This is a genomic window from Embleya sp. AB8 (genome assembly GCF_049739465.1).
GTDB lineage: Bacteria > Actinomycetota > Actinomycetes > Streptomycetales > Streptomycetaceae > Embleya.
Map to the genome: position 1 here is coordinate 491,398 of NZ_JBMHHY010000001.1, position 18,775 is coordinate 510,172.

Sequence of the window (18,775 nt, forward strand, 5' to 3'; positions counted from 1 at the left end):
TTGGCGGGTGTTGCCCGCCCGCTCCACCCGTTGCGTTCGGTGCGGAGGCTGCGGGTTTTGGGCGGCGGGGCGGCCTGATCGGGCCTCGTGGGCTTCCGTCGGGATTGGGTGTGGCCGACGGGTGGGGCTGCTGCGGTTCCGGCTGCGCCCCGGCGCGTCAGCGCCCACGACTTGATCGTGTGTGGTGATCGACGAGCTTGCGAGGAGAGCGGCCGGAGGCCGCGGCGGCGGAGCCGCCCTCCGCGCGCAGCGCGGTTTTCAGCGTCGACCTCGTTTGTCGGTGCGGAGCCGTAACGTGTATCCCGTGCGACCCATCTCCGATCTCGAACGCAAAGTGGCGCCCTTCGAGGTCGTCAGTCCCTACCAGCCGTCCGGTGATCAGCCGCAGGCGATCGATCTGCTCGAGCAGCGGGTCGATGCGGGCGACCGGAATGTGGTGCTGCTCGGTGCGACCGGCACCGGGAAGTCGGCGACGACCGCGTGGATGATCGAGCGGCTCCAGCGGCCGACGCTCGTCATGGCGCCCAACAAGACGCTGGCCGCGCAGCTCGCCAACGAGTTTCGCGAGCTGCTGCCCAACAACGCCGTCGAGTACTTCGTCTCGTACTACGACTACTACCAGCCCGAGGCCTACGTCCCGACCACGGACACCTACATCGAGAAGGACTCCTCGATCAACGAGGAGGTCGAGCGGCTGCGGCACTCGACCACCAACTCGCTGCTGACCCGTCGGGATGTGATCGTGGTCGCCTCCGTGTCGTGCATCTACGGCCTGGGCACGCCGCAGGAATACGTGGACCGGATGGTTCGGCTCCGGGTCGGCGAGGAAATCGAGCGGGACGCGCTGCTGCGCCGCTTCGTCGGCAACCAGTACACCCGCAACGACGTCGCGTTCACCCGAGGCACCTTCCGGGTGCGCGGCGACACGATCGAGATCTTCCCGGTCTACGAGGAGCTGGCCGTACGGATCGAGATGTTCGGCGACGAGATCGAGTCGCTGATGACGCTGCACCCGCTCACCGGCGAGGTGGTCAGCGAGGACCAGGAGCTCTACGTCTTCCCCGCCACGCACTACGTGGCCGGCCCCGAGCGGATGGAGCGCGCGGTCGCCGGGATCGAGCGGGAGCTGGAGGAGACGCTCGCCCGGATGGACAAGCAGGGCAAGGTCCTGGAGGCCCAGCGGCTGCGCATGCGCACCACCTACGACATCGAGATGTTGCGCCAGATCGGCACCTGCTCGGGCATCGAGAACTACTCGCGGCACATGGACGGCCGTGAGCCGGGCTCCGCGCCGAACACGCTGCTCGACTACTTCCCCGAGGACTTCCTGCTCGTCCTGGACGAGTCGCACGTGACCGTGCCGCAGATCGGCGCGATGTACGAGGGCGACGCGTCGCGCAAGCGCACCCTGGTCGAGCACGGCTTCCGGTTGCCGTCCGCGATGGACAACCGCCCGCTCAAGTGGGAGGAGTTCCTGGAGCGGATCGGGCAGACCGTCTATCTGTCCGCCACCCCCGGCAAGTACGAGCTGGCCAAGGCGGACGCGGTGGTCGAACAGATCATCCGGCCGACCGGCCTGGTCGACCCCGAGGTGGTGGTCAAGCCGACCGAGGGCCAGATCGACGACCTGCTGCACGAGATCCGGGTGCGCGCGGAGCGGGACGAGCGGGTGCTGGTGACCACGCTCACCAAGAAGATGTCCGAGGACCTCACGGACTACTTCCTGGAGCAGGGGGTGCGGGTGCGCTACCTGCACAGCGACATCGACACGCTGCGCCGCGTGGAACTGCTGCGCGAGCTGCGCCTGGGCGAATACGACGTGCTGGTGGGCATCAACCTGCTGCGCGAGGGCCTGGACCTGCCGGAGGTCTCGCTCGTGTCCATCCTGGACGCGGACAAGGAGGGCTTCCTGCGCTCGGGCACCTCGCTGATCCAGACCATCGGCCGCGCGGCGCGCAACGTGTCCGGCCAGGTGCACATGTACGCGGACCGGATCACCCCGTCGATGGAGAAGGCGATCGACGAGACCAACCGGCGGCGCGAGAAGCAGATCGCGTACAACACCGAGCGCGGCATCGACCCGCAGCCGCTGCGCAAGAAGATCGTGGACATCCTCGACTCGATCTCGCGCGAGGACGCGGACACCGCCGATCTGCTGGCCGGCAACAAGGGTCGGCAGAAGGCGCCGGTGCCCGCGCTGGGCCGGAAGTCGGGGGCGGAGAACCTGCCCGCGACCGACCTCGCGGACATGATCCGGGTGATGACCGAGCAGATGCACGCGGCCGCCTCCGAACTGCAATTCGAACTGGCCGCGCGGTTGCGCGACGAGGTCGGGGAGCTGAAGAAGGAGCTGCGGGGGATGAAGGCCGCGGGCATCGGATAGGCCCGCCGGCCGGGGAGCGATCGCCGGCTGTGGGAACGGCCTGCCGGGCCCGTACGTCTGACCGGTAGGTTCATGGTCCTGAACCGGGACCGAGGGGGCTCGCCGGGACACCGGCGAGCGCCGAGGACTACTCTGCGGCCAGTACGGGGCCGCCCCGTCGTCGGGGTGGGGCTCCGCGAGCCGCGTGACCAAATCTGTGAGGGGAGACGTCGCCAGTGGCCGTCAACATGTCCAAGGGCCAGAGGATTTCACTCGACAAGCCGGGTGGTGGCGAGCTGACCATGGTCCGGATGGGCCTTGGCTGGGACGCCGTCAAGCGTCGTGGGTTGTTCGGCAGCCGGGAGAAGGAGATCGACCTCGACGCGTCGTGCGTGCTCTTCGCGGAGCAGCAGCCGGTCGACGTCTGCTACTTCGGCCAGCTCACCAGCAAGGACGGGTCGGTCCGGCACACCGGCGACAACCTGACCGGGCACGGTGACGGCGACGACGAGTCGATCCTGGTCGACCTGGCCCGGGTGCCGGTGCACGTGGACCAGATCATCTTCACGGTCAGCTCCTTCCAGGGGCAGACCTTCCAGGAGATCGAGAACGCGTTCTGCCGGATCGTGGACGAGACCACGAACACCGAGCTGGCGCGCTACACGCTCTCCGGCGGTGGCAACTACACCGGCCAGATCATGGCCAAGCTCTACCGGCACAACAACGCCTGGAAGATGGCCGCGATCGGCGAGCCCGCGCAGGGGCAGACGCTGCGTGACCTGCTGCCGGCACTGATGGCGCACCTGTAGGACGTACCACCAAGACATGGTGAGCGGGCCGGGACGGGCGGACGACGCCTCCCGGCCCGCTCGCGCGGGGTCCGTCCCGGTGGGGCGGGGGAGGGGACGAACGCACGTGAGCACCGAACTGGTACGGGGTCAGAACCTGGCGCTGCCCGACGCCCGGGTGGAGGTCGAGCTCGCCGCGCAATGCCCGGTCGAGCTGGTGGTGGCCCTGGTGGGGGCCGACGATCGAGTCCGCGGCGACGCGGACGTGGCCCAGCGCGGCGGGGCCGACACCGTCGGGGTGACGATCCGTCAGGCCGGTGCGACGTTCGAGCTGGACCGGCTGCCCGCGGCGATCGAGCGGGTGCTGGTCGGCGCGTCGCTCGACGGGGGCGGCGTGGACCGGTTCGGCGTGGTGGCCGCGCCGGTGGTCACGGTGCGTTCGGGCGGCGAGGACCTGACCACGTTCCGGATCACCGACCTGGGCAGCGAACGGGCGTTGGTCACCGTCGAGCTCTACCGGCGCCAGGGCGCGTGGAAGGTGCGCGCGGTCGGGCAGGGCTACGAGGCGGGGCTGGAGGCGCTGCTCAAGGACGTCGGGGTGGACAACCGCGCACGGGTCGTGGACCGGGCACGCACGGCGCTCGGGGGGCCGGCGGCGCCGCCGTTCAGCGCGGCGAACGCGCCGACGGAGCCGCGTGAGCGTGCCGCCGCGCCGAGGGTGGCCGCGGCCGGCGGGATGGCCTGGGCCGCGGCGCCGCCGGAGGTCGAGCGCGAGGCGGCGCAGCTGGCCGCGCGGCGCGAGGTGGAGAAGTTGTACGAGCAGGTCTGGGGCGTGTTCGAGGACGCGGCACGGTCGGCCGCCGCCTACCGGTCGGCGATCGAGTACGCGGACGGGCGGCTGGACAAGGAGCTGGAGGGTGTCCTGAACGATCCCGCCGCGCGGTTCTCGCCGGCGGGGTTGGCGGCGCAGGACACCGCGCGGGATCGGCATCGCACGCTGGCCGCGCAGGCCAAGGCGGTGCTGGACCGGGACTCGGCGCAACTGGTCGGCGAGGTCGAGCAGTTGGAGCCGAACCTGCCGCCGGTGATGGCGCGTTGGGACAGCACCTCGTGGGCCGGGTGGCAGGCGCCGGAGGACGGCGCGCCGGCGATTCGGCTGGGCGATCTGCATCTGCCGGAGCGGCCGGAGTTGCGGGTGCCGATGGTGTTGCGGCTGCCGATGGAGCGCGGGTTGTGGATCGACACGGGCGCGACGGGGCTCGAGGGCGGCGAGCGGGGCAACGGCGCGGAGCGGGCGGACGAGCTCGCGGTGGCGTTGACCGCGCGGATGTTCGCGGCGTTCCCGGTGGGCGAGTTCAAGGTGCACGTGATCGATCCGGCGGGCAAGGGGACGGCTGCCGCGCCGCTGCAGCCGTTGGCCGCGTCCGGGTTGCTGGTGGGGCCGGTGGCCACCGGTCCGGGTGAGGTGTCCGCGCTGCTGGGGCGGATCGTGGACCGGATCGAACTGGTGCGGATGGCGGTGGCCAACGACGCGGTGGACTCGCTGCCGCCGGAACTGGACCTGGCTCGGCAGTTGTTGCTGGTGCACGATTTCCCGTTCGGGTTCGACGATCGGAGTGCGGCGCAACTGCGGCACATCGTCGAGGAGGGGCCGCGGGTGGGGGTGCACGTGATCGTGGTCGGGAGTCGCGGGGATGCCGAGTCGTTCGGCCCGCTCCTCGACCCGCTGTGGCGCTCGCTGCTGCGCCTCACGGCCATCCCGGAGGACCACATCATGGACCCGTGGGTGGGCCTGCCATGGGTGTACACGGCCGACTTGCCCGCCGGCGGGACGGACGCGACACGACGGCTGTTGTCGTGGGTGGCCTCCGGGCGCTAGGCGCGCGGGATTTGGCCGCCGGCCGAGGGTCCTCAAGCGCCGGACGGGCTGGAGGGGTTGGCTCGGCCGGGTTCGCGCGCGTGCGGTCGAGCGGTTGGTTCGGCCTCCGGCCGGGGTCCTCAAACGCCGGACGGGCTGGAGGGTGACTCGGCCGAGTTCGCGCCTGCGGCTGCGTGGGCCGTTGGCCTCCGGCTGGGGGTCCTCAAACGCCGGACGGGCTGAGGGTGGTGGCTGGGTGTCAGTGTGTGGCTGGGAGTTTGGGTGGGCTCCGGGCAAGAGGCTTGAGCGTGCGACGGGTTGGGGCGGGGTCGATGGGCCCGGCCGCGCAACGGCGTTCGACCCGCCCGAACTCGGCCGGCCCGTCCGGCGTTTGAGGACCCCGGCCGGAGGCCGGTTCCCCGTGCTCGGCTGCCGGTGCGCGTTTGTGGGCCGCGGGTCGGGAGCCGAAGCGCGTGCGTGCACACCTGGCCGGGCCGAAACATCCAGCCTGCCCGGCGCTTGAGGACCCCGGCCGCCGGTGCGTGTTTGTGGGCCCCGAGCCGGGAGCCGAAGCGTGCGTGCACACCTGGCCGGGCCGAATCATCCAGCCCGCCCGGCGCTTGAGGACCCCCGGCCGGAGGCCGACAGCCACGTAGCCGCGCGTGCGCACACGACCGCCCCAACCTCTCCAGCCCGTCCGGCGTTTGAGGACCCCCGGCGGGGCCGAACCCCGCGCGCCCCGTCGCCCGTACGTACGCCGTTTGGGGTGGTTCGGGGGAAGTGGCGGGTGGGGTTGGGGGTTGGGTCGTAGACTCTCGGCCCGTCGGTCGTGATCGAGGCGGCCGGGGGAGAGGGATGTCGCCTTGTTCGCCTATGCCGATCCGGTGCGCTTGCTCGGGGTGCCTGCCGAGGTTGCGGGGACCGAGTTCGCGGTCGTGGATTTGGAGACCACCGGGTTCTCGCCCGCGCGTGGGGACCGGATCGTGGAGATCGGCGTGGTGCGGATGCGCGGTACCGGTGAGGTGTTGCGCGAGTGGACCACGCTGCTCGATCCCGGGCGGTCGGTGGGGGCCAGTCACGTGCATCGGATCACCGCCGCCGACGTGGTGGGCGCGCCTCGGTTCGTGGATGTGGCGACCGAGTTGGCGGGGTTGCTGGCCGGGGCCGTGGTGGTGGCGCACAACGCGTCGTTCGAGCAGCGGTTCCTGGAGGCCGAGTTCGTCGCGGCCGGCCTCGCGCCGCCGACGTTGCCCGCGCTGTGCACGATGCGGCTCGCGAAGGCGTCGGGGTTGCCGCTGGCCGATCACAAGCTCGGGACCTGTTGTGCGCACTTCGGGCTGACCTTCCCCGACGCGCACGCGGCCCTCGCCGACGCCCGGGTGACCGCGCGCCTGCTGCCGCTGTTGCTGGCCGGGCTCGGCACGCGCAGCCTGGGGCTACCCGTACCGCCCGCCCGGGCGCCCGAGATGTCCCCCGCACCCGTGCTCAAGCCGCGTCGGGGGTTTGCGCCGGTGGGCTGAGGGGTGGCCGTGTCACCAGGATTTGGTAAAGGATCACTTGGTGTTTCCTTTACCTTCTGGCATCCTGGAGGCAATCGGAGGGGTACCTACCCCCCTCCGGCGATGACGCGACCCCCCACGTCTGCCGGAGGCGCAGTGGACGTTTCACCCGTTGCCTGGATCCTGACCATCGTCGTGCTGTTGGCACTGGTGGCAGTCGATTTGTTCGTCAATCGCAAGCCGCATGAGGTGACCCTGAAGGAGGCTTCCCTGTGGGGCGTCTTCTGGGTCGGGCTTGCCGTGCTGTTCGGCATCGGCCTTTCGGTCTTTGTCGGGGCCGAACCCGGTGGTGAGTTCTTCGCCGGGTTCATCACCGAGAAGTCGCTGAGCGTCGACAACCTGTTCGTGTTCGTACTGATCATGGGCAAGTTCGCGGTGCCGCCGCAGTATCAGCAGCGGGTGTTGCTCGTCGGTGTGCTGCTGGCGCTGGTGTTGCGTGGCATCTTCATTGCCGCGGGTGCCGCCGTGGTCGCGGCGTTCTCGTGGGTCTTCTTCATCTTCGGGGCGTTCCTGATCTGGACCGCCTGGAAGTTGATCAAGGAGGCGCAGTCGGACGAGGAGGAGGAGTTCGAGGAGAACGCCCTCCTGCGCAAGGTCGAGAAGGTGTTGCCGACCACCGACGGCTACCGGGACATGAAGCTGGTGGTCCGGGAGAACGGCAAACGGTTCGTCACGCCGATGTTGATCGTGATGATCGCGGTCGGGACCACCGATGTGTTGTTCGCCCTGGATTCGATTCCGGCGATCTTCGGGCTGACCAAGGAGCCGTACATCGTCTTCACCGCGAACGCCTTCGCGCTGATGGGCCTGCGGCAGCTCTACTTCCTGATCGGCGGGCTGCTGAAGAAGCTGGTCTACCTGTCGTACGGGCTGTCGGTGATCCTGGGCTTCATCGGGGTCAAGCTGGTCCTGGAGGCGCTGCACGGTCAGGGCGTACACGTGCCGGAGATCGGTATTCCGCTCTCGCTCGGCGTGATCGTGGCGACTCTGGCGGTGACCACGGTGCTGAGTCTGCGCAAGACCAGGAAGGACGAGCAGGCGGCGGCACGGGCCGCGCAGCGGGACGCGAACGTCTAGTTCGGCAGCGGTACGGCCGGCGGCCCCTGGGCGAGGAGGATCTCGTGCGGGGGCCGCGTCGCGTCCGGACCCGGCAGCAGCCGTACGCCCACGCTGCCGCACAGGCAGCGGGTGTAGCGGATCTCGCCCTGGGATGTGGCGTGCCGGGACAGTACGGTCATGCGCGGATCCTCGATCCGTCCGCAGGCGTCGCACCGGGAAGACATCGTGTTGCCTCCGGGTTGGCAGTAGGTGGTAATAGGTGTATCGGTGTAGCTCCTTACATACTCGGCAGCCTAGGTAAGGGTTCAATGGAAGTCAACGGTTACCGCAGTGACGGGGTCGGCGCCGCCGTCGCGATGGTCAACGCGTGGACCGGCGAGCAGGGCTCGACGCCGGACGTGCCGGGCGCGCGGGACGTGCTGCGCCCGTTCTCGTTCCTGGTGGAGGACGTGGACGAGGGGGCGCTGGGGCCGTTGGTGCAGTGGGCCGGCGAGTTGCGCGCGTTCTTCGTGCTCGACGAGCTGGAGGCCGCGGTCGAGTACGTCAACGGGTTGTTGGCGCGGGTCGAGGTGCGGCCTCGGCTGGTGGATCACGGCTATGGGCTGCACCTGCACCACGCGCCCTCGGGGGTGCCGTTCGTGCAGCGCATGCGGATCAACACCGCGATGGGGCTGGCCCACCTGGTGGCCGACTACGGGCTCGGCCGGTCCGGGGTGTGTGCGGCCGGCGACTGTGATCGGGTGTTCGCGGACACCTCGCGCAACGGGCGCAAGCGCTACTGCTCGGATGCGTGTGCGAACCGGGCCAACGTGGCCGCGCACCGGGCCCGCCGCAGGGCCGCCGCGCCGGGCGCCGGGCGGGGCTGAACCGCCCGCCCGGCCCCGGCCTTCGCCACTACCAGCGGCGTTCGCGCCACTCGGCCAGGTTCGGGCGCTCGGCGCCCAGCGTGGTGTCGTTGCCGTGGCCCGGGTAGACCCAGGTCTCGTCGGGGAGTACGTCGAACAACTTGTGCTCGACGTCGTCGATCAGGTGGTCGAAGGCGGCCGGGTCGCCGAACGTGTTGCCCACCCCGCCGGGGAAGAGGCAGTCGCCGGTGAACAGGTGCGGGTGGCCCTTGGGGTCGTCGTAGAGCAACGCGACGCTGCCCTCGGTGTGGCCCACCAGGTGGATCGCCCGCAGTTCGATCGCGCCGAAGGCGATCGTGTCGCCGTCGTCCACGAGCACGTCGGTGGGCACCGGGACGGCCTCGGCGTCGGCGCGCCCGGCCAGGGTGGTCGCGCCGGTGTGCGCAACCACCTCGGCCAGTGCCTGCCAGTGGTCCTGGTGCCGGTGGGTGGTGACCACCTTGGCCAGACCACCGTCACCCACCAGGGTGATCAGCGTGCCCGCGTCGTTGGCCGCGTCGATCAGCAGCTGCTCGTCGGTGGCGCGACAGCGCAGCAGGTAGGCGTCGTTGTCGTAGGGCCCCACCGCCACCTTGGTGATCATCAGATTGGCCAGCTCGCGCACGGCCGGGGCGCCGCCGACCTTCACGGATCCGTGATACGTCATGCGGGCCATCCTCCCCGGCCGCACGCCCTCCCGGCTACATCCACGCGGGCAGCGGGGGCAGTTGGCCGGCCGGCTCGACGGTCAGCCCGTCGCCGTTGGTCCGCCCGATCAGCCACCCCAGCAGCGACTGGCGACGGCCGGAGACGACCGCGGCCGGGGCCACCCCCTCCGGGCCGATCAGCAGTTCGCGGTGGGTGATGTCGTCGCGCAGCAGCAGCGGCGGGCAGTCCGGCCGGCCGCGGAAGGACGCGGCCACCTCGTTGAGCTCGCGCTCGGTGTACTCGGTCGGCCAGTGCGCCGGCGTCCAGCCCGCGTCCAGGTCGACGTGGTGGATGTAGAGCTCGCGCAGCCGCTTGCCGGGCAGTGTGGTCGCGGCGATCTCGCCTGCGTTGCGCGCGGTGACCTTGGCGCCCCACGCGGTCGGTGTCATCGCCTCGAACGCCTGGGCGAATCGGGCGGAGGCGTCGCGCAGATCGGCGAGCTGCTCCTGCGGTCCGCGTCCGGCGCCCTCGTCGATGGCCCGGTCCCGGGCGTCGCCCGGCGGGTACATCGGGGTCGGGATCCCGGTGCGGGCCCAGTTCAGCAGGTTGGTCAGCGCGTCCGCGTTGCGGGCCAGATGGGTCAGCACATGGCCGCGGCTCCACCCGGGCAGCAGCGACGGGCCGGCCAGATGTTCGGGCGACAGCCGCTCCGCGGTGGCCAGGACCTGAGCGGTCGCGTCGTTGATCTCCGCGAGCAGTGTGGCGGGGTCGAACCCGTCCGTGGTCACGTATACCTCCCCCGGATCGCCCTCGCCGCCGACCTGCGGGACGAGACGCGGCCCGCTGCGACGAGGTCTTGGGGTTGCAGCTTAGTGGCGCGAACGCCCGGGTCAGACCTTCACACGATCGAGTGAAGAAGTGGTGGAAGAAGTTTTGTTCGAATGAATGTGCGATAGCCTGGCGGCTCAAAGGGGAACAAACACCTGCCCGCGGCTGCTTACGATGGCGCGAGGACACAACGATCCGGGGCCGCAGTGCGTCACCACGTCGTGACGCGCACTGCGACCGACACCCGGCTCGGCATCCTCGATCCGCACTGTCGACGCGTACCGATCAGCTCGACACCATTCAGCCGCAGCGGCATGTCGTCGAAGGGTTTCGATTCTCAAGTGGCCGACCGTCTCATCGTCCGTGGCGCGCGCGAGCACAACCTCAAGGACGTCTCCCTCGACCTGCCGCGCGACTCGCTCATCGTCTTCACCGGCCTGTCCGGCTCCGGCAAGTCCTCGCTCGCGTTCGACACGATCTTCGCGGAGGGACAGCGCCGCTACGTCGAGTCGCTGTCCTCCTACGCGCGCCAGTTCCTCGGGCAGATGGACAAGCCCGACGTCGACTTCATCGAGGGCCTGTCGCCCGCGGTCTCGATCGACCAGAAGTCGACCAACCGCAACCCGCGCTCCACGGTCGGCACGATCACCGAGGTCTACGACTACCTGCGCCTGCTCTACGCCCGGATCGGCCACCCGCACTGTCCCGTGTGCGCGCGCCCGATCGCCCGGCAGAGCCCGCAGCAGGTGGTCGACCGGGTGCTCGAGCTGGCCGAGGGCACCCGCTTCCAGGTGCTCTCGCCGATCGTGCGCGAGCGCAAGGGCGAGTTCGTCGACCTGTTCGCCGAACTCCAGTCCAAGGGCTACAGCCGGGCCCGGGTGGACGGCGCGGTGATCCAGCTCACCGACCCGCCCAAGCTCAAGAAGCAGGAGAAGCACACCATCGAGGTGGTCATCGACCGCCTCACGGTCAAGTCCTCGGCCAAGCGCCGGTTGACCGACTCGGTGGAGACCGCGCTCTCGCTCGGCTCGGGCATGGTCATCCTGGACTTCGTCGACCTGCCCGAGGACGACGAGGGCCGCGAGCGGATGTTCTCCGAGCACCTCTACTGCCCCTACGACGACCTCTCGTTCGAGGAACTGGAACCGCGCTCGTTCTCGTTCAACTCGCCGTTCGGCGCCTGTCCGGACTGCACCGGCATCGGCACCCGGATGGAGGTCGACCCCGAACTGGTGGTGCCCGACGGGCAGAAGTCGCTGGACGAGGGCGCGCTCGCGCCGTGGTCGAGCGGACACGCGTCGGAATACTTCGGCCGACTGGTCTCCGCGCTCGCCGACGAGATGGGCTTCCGCACCGACATCGCCTGGGACGGGCTGCCGCAGCGGGCCCGCAAAGCACTGCTCAACGGCCACAAGACGCAGATCCACGTCAAGTACAAGAACCGCTACGGGCGCGAGCGCTCCTACTACACCTCGTTCGAGGGCGCGCTGCCCTACATCGTGCGCCGGCACTCCGAGGCGGAGACCGACACCAGTCGCGAGCGCTTCGAGGGCTACATGCGCGAGGTGCCGTGTGCCACCTGCCACGGCGCCCGGCTCAAGCCGATCGTGCTCGCGGTGACCATCGCGGACAAGTCGATCGCCGACGTCGCGGCCATGTCGATCAGCGACTGCGCCGACTTCCTCGGCCGGATCAAGCTGGTGGCGCGGGAGAAGAAGATCGCCGAGCGGGTGCTCAAGGAGGTCAACGAGCGGCTGAGGTTCCTGATCGACGTCGGCCTGGACTACCTCTCGCTCAGCCGCGCCGCAGGCACCCTGTCCGGCGGCGAGGCGCAGCGCATCCGGCTGGCCACCCAGATCGGCTCCGGCCTGGTCGGCGTGCTCTACGTGCTCGACGAGCCGTCCATCGGCCTGCACCAGCGGGACAACCACCGGCTGATCGAGACCCTGGTCCGGCTGCGCGACATGGGCAACACGCTGATCGTGGTCGAGCACGACGAGGACACCATCCGGATCGCCGACTGGGTCGTGGACATCGGTCCCGGCGCGGGCGAGCACGGCGGCGAGGTGGTACACTCGGGCAGCTACAAGGAACTGCTCAAGAACAAGCGCTCGGCCACCGGCGACTACCTCTCCGGCCGCAAGTCGATCCCCACCCCCACCGAGCGCCGGGTGCCGGACGACAAGCGCCGCCTGGTCGTGCACGGCGCCCGGGAGAACAACCTGCAGGACGTCAGCGTGGCGTTCCCGCTGGGCGTGTTCACCGCGGTCACCGGGGTGTCCGGCTCGGGCAAGTCGACCCTGGTCAACGACATCCTCTACACCCACCTGGCCCGCGAGCTCAACGGCGCGCGACTGGTGCCGGGTCGGCATACCCGGATCACCGGGACCGACCTGGTGGACAAGGTCGTACACGTGGACCAGGGGCCGATCGGGCGCACCCCGCGCTCCAACCCGGCCACCTACACCGGTGTGTTCGACCACGTGCGCAAGTTGTTCGCGGAGACCACCGAGGCCAAGGTGCGCGGCTACCTGCCGGGCCGGTTCTCGTTCAACGTCAAGGGCGGTCGCTGCGAGAACTGCTCGGGCGACGGCACCATCAAGATCGAGATGAACTTCCTGCCGGACGTCTACGTCCCGTGCGAGGTGTGTCACGGCGCGCGCTACAACCGCGAGACGCTGGAGGTGCACTTCAAGGGCAAGAACATCTCCGAGGTGCTCGACATGCCGATCGAGGAGGGCCTGGCCTTCTTCGAGGCGGTCCCGGCGATCGCCCGGCACCTGCGCACGCTCAACGACGTCGGGCTCGGCTACGTCCGGCTCGGCCAGCCGGCGACCACGCTCTCCGGCGGCGAGGCGCAGCGGGTCAAGCTCGCCTCCGAACTCCAGCGCCGGTCCACCGGGAAGACCGTCTACGTACTCGACGAGCCGACCACGGGCCTGCACTTCGAGGACATCCGCCGGCTGCTCGGCGTGCTGACCAGCCTGGTCGACAAGGGCAACACGGTGATCGTGATCGAGCACAACCTCGACGTGATCAAGACCGCGGACTGGGTGGTCGACCTGGGCCCGGAGGGGGGCAGCGGCGGCGGCCTGGTCGTGGCCGAGGGCACCCCCGAGGAAGTCGCCGAGGTGGCCGGCAGCCACACCGGCAAGTTCCTCCAGGACGTGCTCTACGACCGACGGTGACGTAATCGGCGGGTGGGCCGGATGCGAGGATTGACCGGCCTCCCATCAGTCACCGTTCACGAGGAGATACCGCATGACCCCGCAGCAGCAGCCCCGGCCCGAGAGCGCGTCCGACGCCGGGAGCGAGTTCGGGCCGGATCGGCGCACGTTGCTGCGGGGCGCCGCGGTGGTCGGCGCGGTGGCCGCCGCCGGCGCGGCGCTGACCGCCTGCGCGGCGGACAACCAGCCCGCGTCGCCGCACGAGAAGAAGCTGCTCGACGGCCCGGTGACGGTCGGCAAGGCCGAGGACGTGGTGCTCGGCAAGGGCAAGGTCTACACCGACACCTCGATCGTGGTGACGCAGCCCGCGAAGGACGATTACAAAGCGTTCGACGCCCGTTGTCCGCACCAGGGTTGTCTGGTCACCAAGGTCGACCAGGGTGTCATCCAGTGCCAGTGCCACGGCAGCCAGTTCTCGATGAACGACGGTTCCGTCGTACGCCGACCCGCCAAACGCGGCCTCACGCCGCTGCCGGTCACGGTCGCGAACGGCGAGATCGTGGTGGGTTGACCGCGAATATCTGTCGGAGCCAGCACATAGGGTGGAGAAATGGACCCGTCGTCGTACCGGCCCGCGCCCGGCCAGATCCCGACGTCGCCCGGTGTGTACCGGTTTCGCGACGAGCACGGGCGCGTGGTCTACGTCGGCAAGGCGAAGAACCTGCGCGCCCGGCTCTCGTCCTACTTCCAGGACCTGGCGGGCCTGCACCCGCGCACCCAGAGCATGGTCACCACCGCCGCCGCGGTGGACTGGACCGTGGTCGGCACCGAGGTCGAGGCGCTCCAGCTCGAATACTCCTGGATCAAGGAGTTCGACCCGCGCTTCAACGTCAAGTACCGCGACGACAAGAGCTATCCCTCGCTCGCGGTGACGCTCGATGAGGAGTTCCCCCGCGCGCAGGTGATGCGCGGGCCGCATCGCAAGGGTGTGCGCTACTTCGGGCCGTACGGGCACGCCTGGGCCATCCGCGAGACGCTCGACCTGCTCCTTCGGGTGTTCCCCGTGCGTACCTGCTCGGCCGGGGTGTTCAAGAACGCCCGCCAGGTCGGCCGGCCGTGTCTGCTGGGCTACATCGGCAAGTGCGCGGCGCCGTGCACGGGCAAGATCTCCGCCGAGGACCACCGTGCGCTCGCCGAGGACTTCTGCGAGTTCATGGCCGGCCGCACCGGCCCCTACATCAAGCGCGTCGAGCGCGAGATGAAGCAGGCCGCGCAGGCGATGGAATACGAGAAGGCGGCCCGACTCCGGGACGACATAACCGCGCTCACCCGGGCCCTGGAGAAGAACGCGATCGTGTTCGGCGACGGTACCGACGCGGATGTGATCGCGCTGGCCGAGGACGAACTCGAGGTCGCCGTCCAGATCTTCCACGTGCGCGGCGGCCGGGTGCGCGGGCAACGCGGCTGGGTCACCGAGCGGGTCGAGGACGTGGACACCGCCGATCTGGTCGAACACTTCCTCCAGCAGCTCTACGGCGAGCAGCGCGGCGAGGCGGTGCCGCGCGAGGTGCTGGTCCCCGCGCTGCCCGCGGACACCGCCGCGCTGACCGCGTGGTTGTGCGAACTGCGCGGCGCCAAGGTCGAGTTGCGGGTGCCGCAGCGCGGCGACAAGAAGTCGCTCCAGGAGACCGTCCAGCGCAACGCCGCCCAGGCGCTCAACCTGCACAAGCTGCGCCGGGCCGGCGACCTGACCGCCCGCTCGCTGGCCCTGCAACAACTCGCCGAGGCACTGGAGATGGAGACCGCGCCGCTGCGCATCGAGTGCTATGACATCTCGCACCTGCAGGGCACCGAGGTGGTCGCCTCGATGGTCGTCTTCGAGGACGGCCTGCCGCGCAAGAGCGAGTACCGGCGCTTCGCGATCAAGACCTTCGAGGGCCAGGACGACCCGCGCGCGATGCACGAGGTGCTCACCCGGAGGTTCCGGCGGTACAAGAGCGACCTGGCGCGCGACGCGGTCACGGACGAGGCCGAGGGCGACGGCGTCGAGAACTCCGGCCCGATCGACCCCGAGACCGGCAAGCCCAGGCGGTTCGCCTACCCGCCGCAGCTGATCGTGGTGGACGGCGCGCAACCCCAGGTGGCCGCCGCGGTGCGGGCCCTGGAGGAGGCCGGCGTGGTCGATGTGACCGTGTGCGGCCTGGCCAAGCGGCTCGAAGAGGTCTGGGTGCCCGGTGAGGACGACCCCGTCGTACTCCCGCGCAGCAGCGGCGAGGCGCTGCTGATGCTCCAGCGCATCCGGGACGAGGCGCACCGCTTCGCGATCACCTACCACCGGGCCAAACGGTCCAAGGCGATGACGGCGAGCGCCCTGGACGACATCCCGGGCCTGGGCGAGACCCGGCGCAAGGCGGTGCTCGCGCACTTCGGCTCGCTCAAGCGGCTGCGCGCGGCTCGCCTGGAACAGATCACCGAGGTGCCGGGCATCGGCCGGGCCACCGCCGAGGCGATCGTCGCGGCGCTCGCCACCCGGGCCGCGGCGCCGGCGGTGAATACCGCCACGGGCGAGATCATGGAGGACGACGACACGGTGGCAGTCGTCGGGGTCGGCGAAACCGACGAGGCGGTCCCGGTGGTACCCCCGAGGCAGGAACCAGCAGGAGGAAGCGTTGAACTCGCCCAGCCGTAGGTGCGGCACGCACCGGGGGGACACATGAGTACCGAGACCACGAGCGCCGATGTGGAGGGCACTCCGGAGCTGGTGATCATCTCCGGGATGTCCGGCGCCGGCCGCAGTACCGCCGCCAAGGGCATGGAGGACCTCGGCTGGTTCGTCGTGGACAACCTGCCGCCGTCGCTGATCCCGGCGATGGTCGACCTGGGTGCCCGCACGCAGGGGGCCGTCGCGCGGATAGCGGTCGTCGTGGACGTGCGCGGCCGGACCTTCTTCGACGACCTGCGCTCGGCGCTGAGCGAGCTGGACGCGGCCGGCGTGGTGCGCCGGATCGTCTTCCTGGAGGCGTCCGACGACGTGTTGGTGCGCCGCTTCGAGGGGGTGCGCCGCCCGCATCCGCTCCAGGGCGACGGCCGCATCCCGGACGGCATCGGGCGCGAGCGCGAACTGCTGCGCGAATTGCGCGGCGAGGCCGACCTGGTGATCGACACCTCCGACATAAACGTGCACCAGCTGCGGGCGCGGATGGACGACCGGTTCGCCGGCTCCGGCGAGCCGCAACTGCGCGCCACGGTGATGTCGTTCGGCTTCAAGTACGGCCTGCCGGTGGACGCCGACCTGGTGGTGGACTGCCGCTTCCTGCCCAACCCGCACTGGATCCCGGAGCTGCGCCCGTACACCGGCATGGACGAGGCGGTCAGCCGCTACGTGTTCGACCAGCCCGGCGCCAAGGAGTTCCTGGACCGCTACGCCGAACTGCTGCACATCGTCACCGAGGGCTACCGCCGTGAGGGCAAGCGTTATGTGACGCTCGCGGTGGGCTGCACCGGCGGCAAGCACCGCAGCGTCGCGATGGCCGAGCGGCTGGCCCGCCGGCTCACCGAGGACGGCCTCGACACCGTGTTGGTGCACCGCGACATGGGCAGGGAATGAGCGGCCCGAAGGTGGTCGCCCTGGGCGGCGGACACGGGCTCTCCGCCTCGCTGGCGGCACTGCGCCGGCTCACCGACGACCTGACGGCGATCGTCACGGTCGCCGACGACGGCGGCTCCAGCGGGCGGTTGCGCAAGGACCTGGGCGTGCTGCCGCCGGGCGATCTGCGGATGGCGCTGGCCGCACTGTGTGGGGACGACGAGTGGGGGGTGACCTGGAGCCGGGTCATCCAGCACCGGTTCCGCAGCGACGGCGAGCTGAACGGGCACGCGGTGGGCAACCTGCTCCTGGTCGGCCTGTGGGAACTGATGGACGACCCGATCGCGGCCCTGGACTGGATGGGCCGCCTGCTCGGCGCGCACGGGCGGGTGTTGCCGATGTCGGCGGTGCCGCTGGACATCGAGGCGGACGTGGCCGGGCACGACCCGGCCCGGCCGGAAGAGTTGTCCGTGGTGCGCGGGCAGGCCCAGGTCGCGGTGACCCCGGGCGACGTGCGCGGGATTCGGCTGCTCCCGGCCGATCCGCCCGCCGTGCCGGAGGCGGTCGCGGCGGTGCGTGACGCCGATTGGGTGGTTGTCGGACCCGGATCCTGGTTCACCTCGGTGCTGCCCCACCTGCTCGTTCCCGAGCTGGCGGCGGCGCTCGTGGAGACCAAGGCCAGGCGGTTGTTGGCGCTGAATCTGGCCCCGCAACCGGGCGAGACGGCGGGTTTCTCGCCGCAGCAGCACCTGGAGGTGCTGGCTGCGCACGCCCCCGGGCTGACCTTTGACATCGTCCTCGGCGACCGCGACCGTGTGGAGGACGTACCGGGCCTGGAACGGGCCACGGCGGCGCTCGGTGGGCACATCCATCTGGCTCCCGTGTCGGCGGTCGACGGCTCCCCGCGACACGACCCCGAACGGTTGGCCGCAGCCTACGGCCGGATCTTCGTCGATCGTGAAAGGATCGCTCCATGGCGATGACGGCAGCAGTGAAGGACGAGCTCAGCCGCCTCCCGGTCACCCGGTCGTGCTGTCGCAAGGCGGAGGTCTCCGCGCTTTTGCGCTTCGCGGGCGGACTGCACATCGTGGGCGGGCGAATCGTCATCGAGGCGGAACTGGACACGGCGATGGCCGCACGCCGGCTGCGCAAGGACATCCTCGAGGTCTACGGGCACAGCTCGGACCTGGTCGTGGTGGCCCCCGGCGGGCTGCGCCGGGGCAGCCGCTATGTGGTCCGGGTCGCCGTCGGCGGTGACCAACTGGCCCGGCAGACCGGTCTGCTCGACGCGCGCGGGCGACCGGTGCGCGGGCTGCCGCCGCAGGTCGTCTCCGGCGCCACGTGCGACGCGGAGGCCGCCTGGCGCGGCGCGTTCCTGGCCCACGGCTCGCTCACCGAGCCCGGCCGCTCCTCGGCCCTGGAGGTGACCTGCCCCGGATCGGAGGCGGCCCTCGCGCTGGTCGGCGCGGCCCGGCGGCTGGGCCTGGCGGCCAAGTCGCGCGAGGTGCGCGGGGTGGACCGGGTGGTGGTCCGCGACGGCGACGCGATCGGCGCGCTGCTCACCCGACTCGGCGCGCACGAGAGCGTGCTGGCCTGGGAGGAGCGCCGGATGCGCCGCGAGGTGCGGGCCACGGCGAACCGGCTGGCCAACTTCGACGACGCGAACCTGCGCCGCTCGGCCCGCGCGGCGGTGGCCGCCGGGGCGCGCGTGCAGCGGGCGTTGGAGATTCTCGGCGAGGAGGTCCCGGAGCATCTGGCCGCGGCCGGCAAGCTGCGCCTCGACCACAAGCAGGCCTCGCTCGAAGAGCTGGGCGGGCTGGCCGAGCCGCCGCTGACCAAGGACGCGGTGGCCGGGCGGATCCGCCGGTTGCTCGCGATGGCCGACAAGCGTGCGGGTGAGCTGGGCATGCCGGGCACCGATGCGGGGCTTTCGGTGGACATACTCGTTTCCTGATCGTCCGCTCCCGATCGTCCGCACCCCACCTGGGCAGCGAAAACCATTCGAAGGCGTCGAACCGCGAGACATAGGGTCTCCG

Annotated in this window: 15 protein-coding genes; 12 read left to right on the forward strand and 3 right to left on the reverse strand. The window is 70.5% G+C overall.

Features of this window, described 5'->3' with window-relative positions; genetic code table 11:
- Positions 1 to 304 precede the first annotated feature (304 nt).
- The 5 genes from uvrB (at position 305) to ABIA38_RS02115 (ending at position 7,644) form a co-directional block, all read left to right on the forward strand.
- Positions 305 to 2,383, forward strand: a complete 2,079-nt coding sequence (gene uvrB, locus ABIA38_RS02095; protein WP_424636602.1) for an excinuclease ABC subunit UvrB — start codon at positions 305 to 307, stop codon at positions 2,381 to 2,383.
- Between the two features lie 215 nt (positions 2,384 to 2,598).
- Complete coding sequence (locus ABIA38_RS02100) at positions 2,599 to 3,171, forward strand: TerD family protein (protein ID WP_424636603.1); 573 nt, start codon at positions 2,599 to 2,601, stop codon at positions 3,169 to 3,171.
- Positions 3,172 to 3,277: 106 nt separating this feature from the next.
- Positions 3,278 to 5,029: a TerD family protein gene (locus ABIA38_RS02105; RefSeq protein WP_424636604.1), complete on the forward strand. Its 1,752-nt coding sequence runs from the start codon at positions 3,278 to 3,280 to the stop codon at positions 5,027 to 5,029.
- An 842-nt stretch (positions 5,030 to 5,871) separates the two neighbouring features.
- Complete coding sequence (locus ABIA38_RS02110) at positions 5,872 to 6,528, forward strand: exonuclease domain-containing protein (RefSeq protein ID WP_424636605.1); 657 nt, start codon at positions 5,872 to 5,874, stop codon at positions 6,526 to 6,528.
- Positions 6,529 to 6,663: 135 nt separating this feature from the next.
- Positions 6,664 to 7,644 (forward strand): TerC family protein, encoded by a 981-nt coding sequence (locus tag ABIA38_RS02115; protein ID WP_424636606.1) that lies wholly within the window; start codon positions 6,664 to 6,666, stop codon positions 7,642 to 7,644.
- Here ABIA38_RS02115 and ABIA38_RS02120 read toward each other — a convergent pair.
- Entirely contained in the window at positions 7,641 to 7,805 is a 165-nt protein-coding gene (locus ABIA38_RS02120; RefSeq protein ID WP_424636607.1) for a hypothetical protein, read from the reverse strand. The two genes, ABIA38_RS02115 and ABIA38_RS02120, sit on opposite strands and share 4 nt — an antisense overlap.
- Before the next feature lie 129 nt (positions 7,806 to 7,934).
- Between ABIA38_RS02120 and ABIA38_RS02125 the strand changes: the two genes are divergently transcribed.
- Entirely contained in the window at positions 7,935 to 8,492 is a 558-nt protein-coding gene (locus ABIA38_RS02125; protein WP_424636608.1) for a CGNR zinc finger domain-containing protein, read from the forward strand.
- Positions 8,493 to 8,520: 28 nt separating this feature from the next.
- Here ABIA38_RS02125 and ABIA38_RS02130 read toward each other — a convergent pair whose 3' ends face one another.
- Together ABIA38_RS02130 and ABIA38_RS02135 are read right to left on the reverse strand one after the other, a co-directional pair.
- A complete protein-coding gene (locus tag ABIA38_RS02130) occupies positions 8,521 to 9,177 on the reverse strand; it encodes an MBL fold metallo-hydrolase (RefSeq protein WP_424636609.1) in 657 nt (218 codons plus the stop codon).
- 34 nt (positions 9,178 to 9,211) lie between these two features.
- Positions 9,212 to 9,946, reverse strand: coding sequence for a maleylpyruvate isomerase family mycothiol-dependent enzyme (locus tag ABIA38_RS02135; RefSeq protein ID WP_424636610.1), 735 nt, complete (start codon positions 9,944 to 9,946; stop codon positions 9,212 to 9,214).
- A 381-nt stretch (positions 9,947 to 10,327) separates the two neighbouring features.
- Between ABIA38_RS02135 and uvrA the strand changes: the two genes are divergently transcribed.
- From uvrA to whiA, 6 genes are all read left to right on the forward strand, one after another.
- Entirely contained in the window at positions 10,328 to 13,174 is a 2,847-nt protein-coding gene (uvrA, locus tag ABIA38_RS02140) for an excinuclease ABC subunit UvrA (protein ID WP_424636611.1), read from the forward strand.
- 73 nt (positions 13,175 to 13,247) lie between these two features.
- Entirely contained in the window at positions 13,248 to 13,724 is a 477-nt protein-coding gene (locus tag ABIA38_RS02145) for a Rieske (2Fe-2S) protein (protein WP_424636612.1), read from the forward strand.
- A gap of 39 nt (positions 13,725 to 13,763) precedes the next feature.
- A complete protein-coding gene (uvrC, locus tag ABIA38_RS02150) occupies positions 13,764 to 15,842 on the forward strand; it encodes an excinuclease ABC subunit UvrC (protein WP_424636613.1) in 2,079 nt (692 codons plus the stop codon).
- Positions 15,843 to 15,866: 24 nt separating this feature from the next.
- Positions 15,867 to 16,760, forward strand: coding sequence for an RNase adapter RapZ (rapZ, locus tag ABIA38_RS02155; protein WP_424636614.1), 894 nt, complete (start codon positions 15,867 to 15,869; stop codon positions 16,758 to 16,760).
- Positions 16,757 to 17,722: a gluconeogenesis factor YvcK family protein gene (locus ABIA38_RS02160; protein WP_424636615.1), complete on the forward strand. Its 966-nt coding sequence runs from the start codon at positions 16,757 to 16,759 to the stop codon at positions 17,720 to 17,722. Before rapZ ends, ABIA38_RS02160 begins: the two co-directional genes overlap by 4 nt.
- On the forward strand, positions 17,713 to 18,693 hold the full coding sequence (gene whiA / locus ABIA38_RS02165; protein WP_020553580.1) for a DNA-binding protein WhiA: 981 nt from the start codon (positions 17,713 to 17,715) through the stop codon (positions 18,691 to 18,693). Before ABIA38_RS02160 ends, whiA begins: the two co-directional genes overlap by 10 nt.
- Positions 18,694 to 18,775 lie beyond the last annotated feature (82 nt).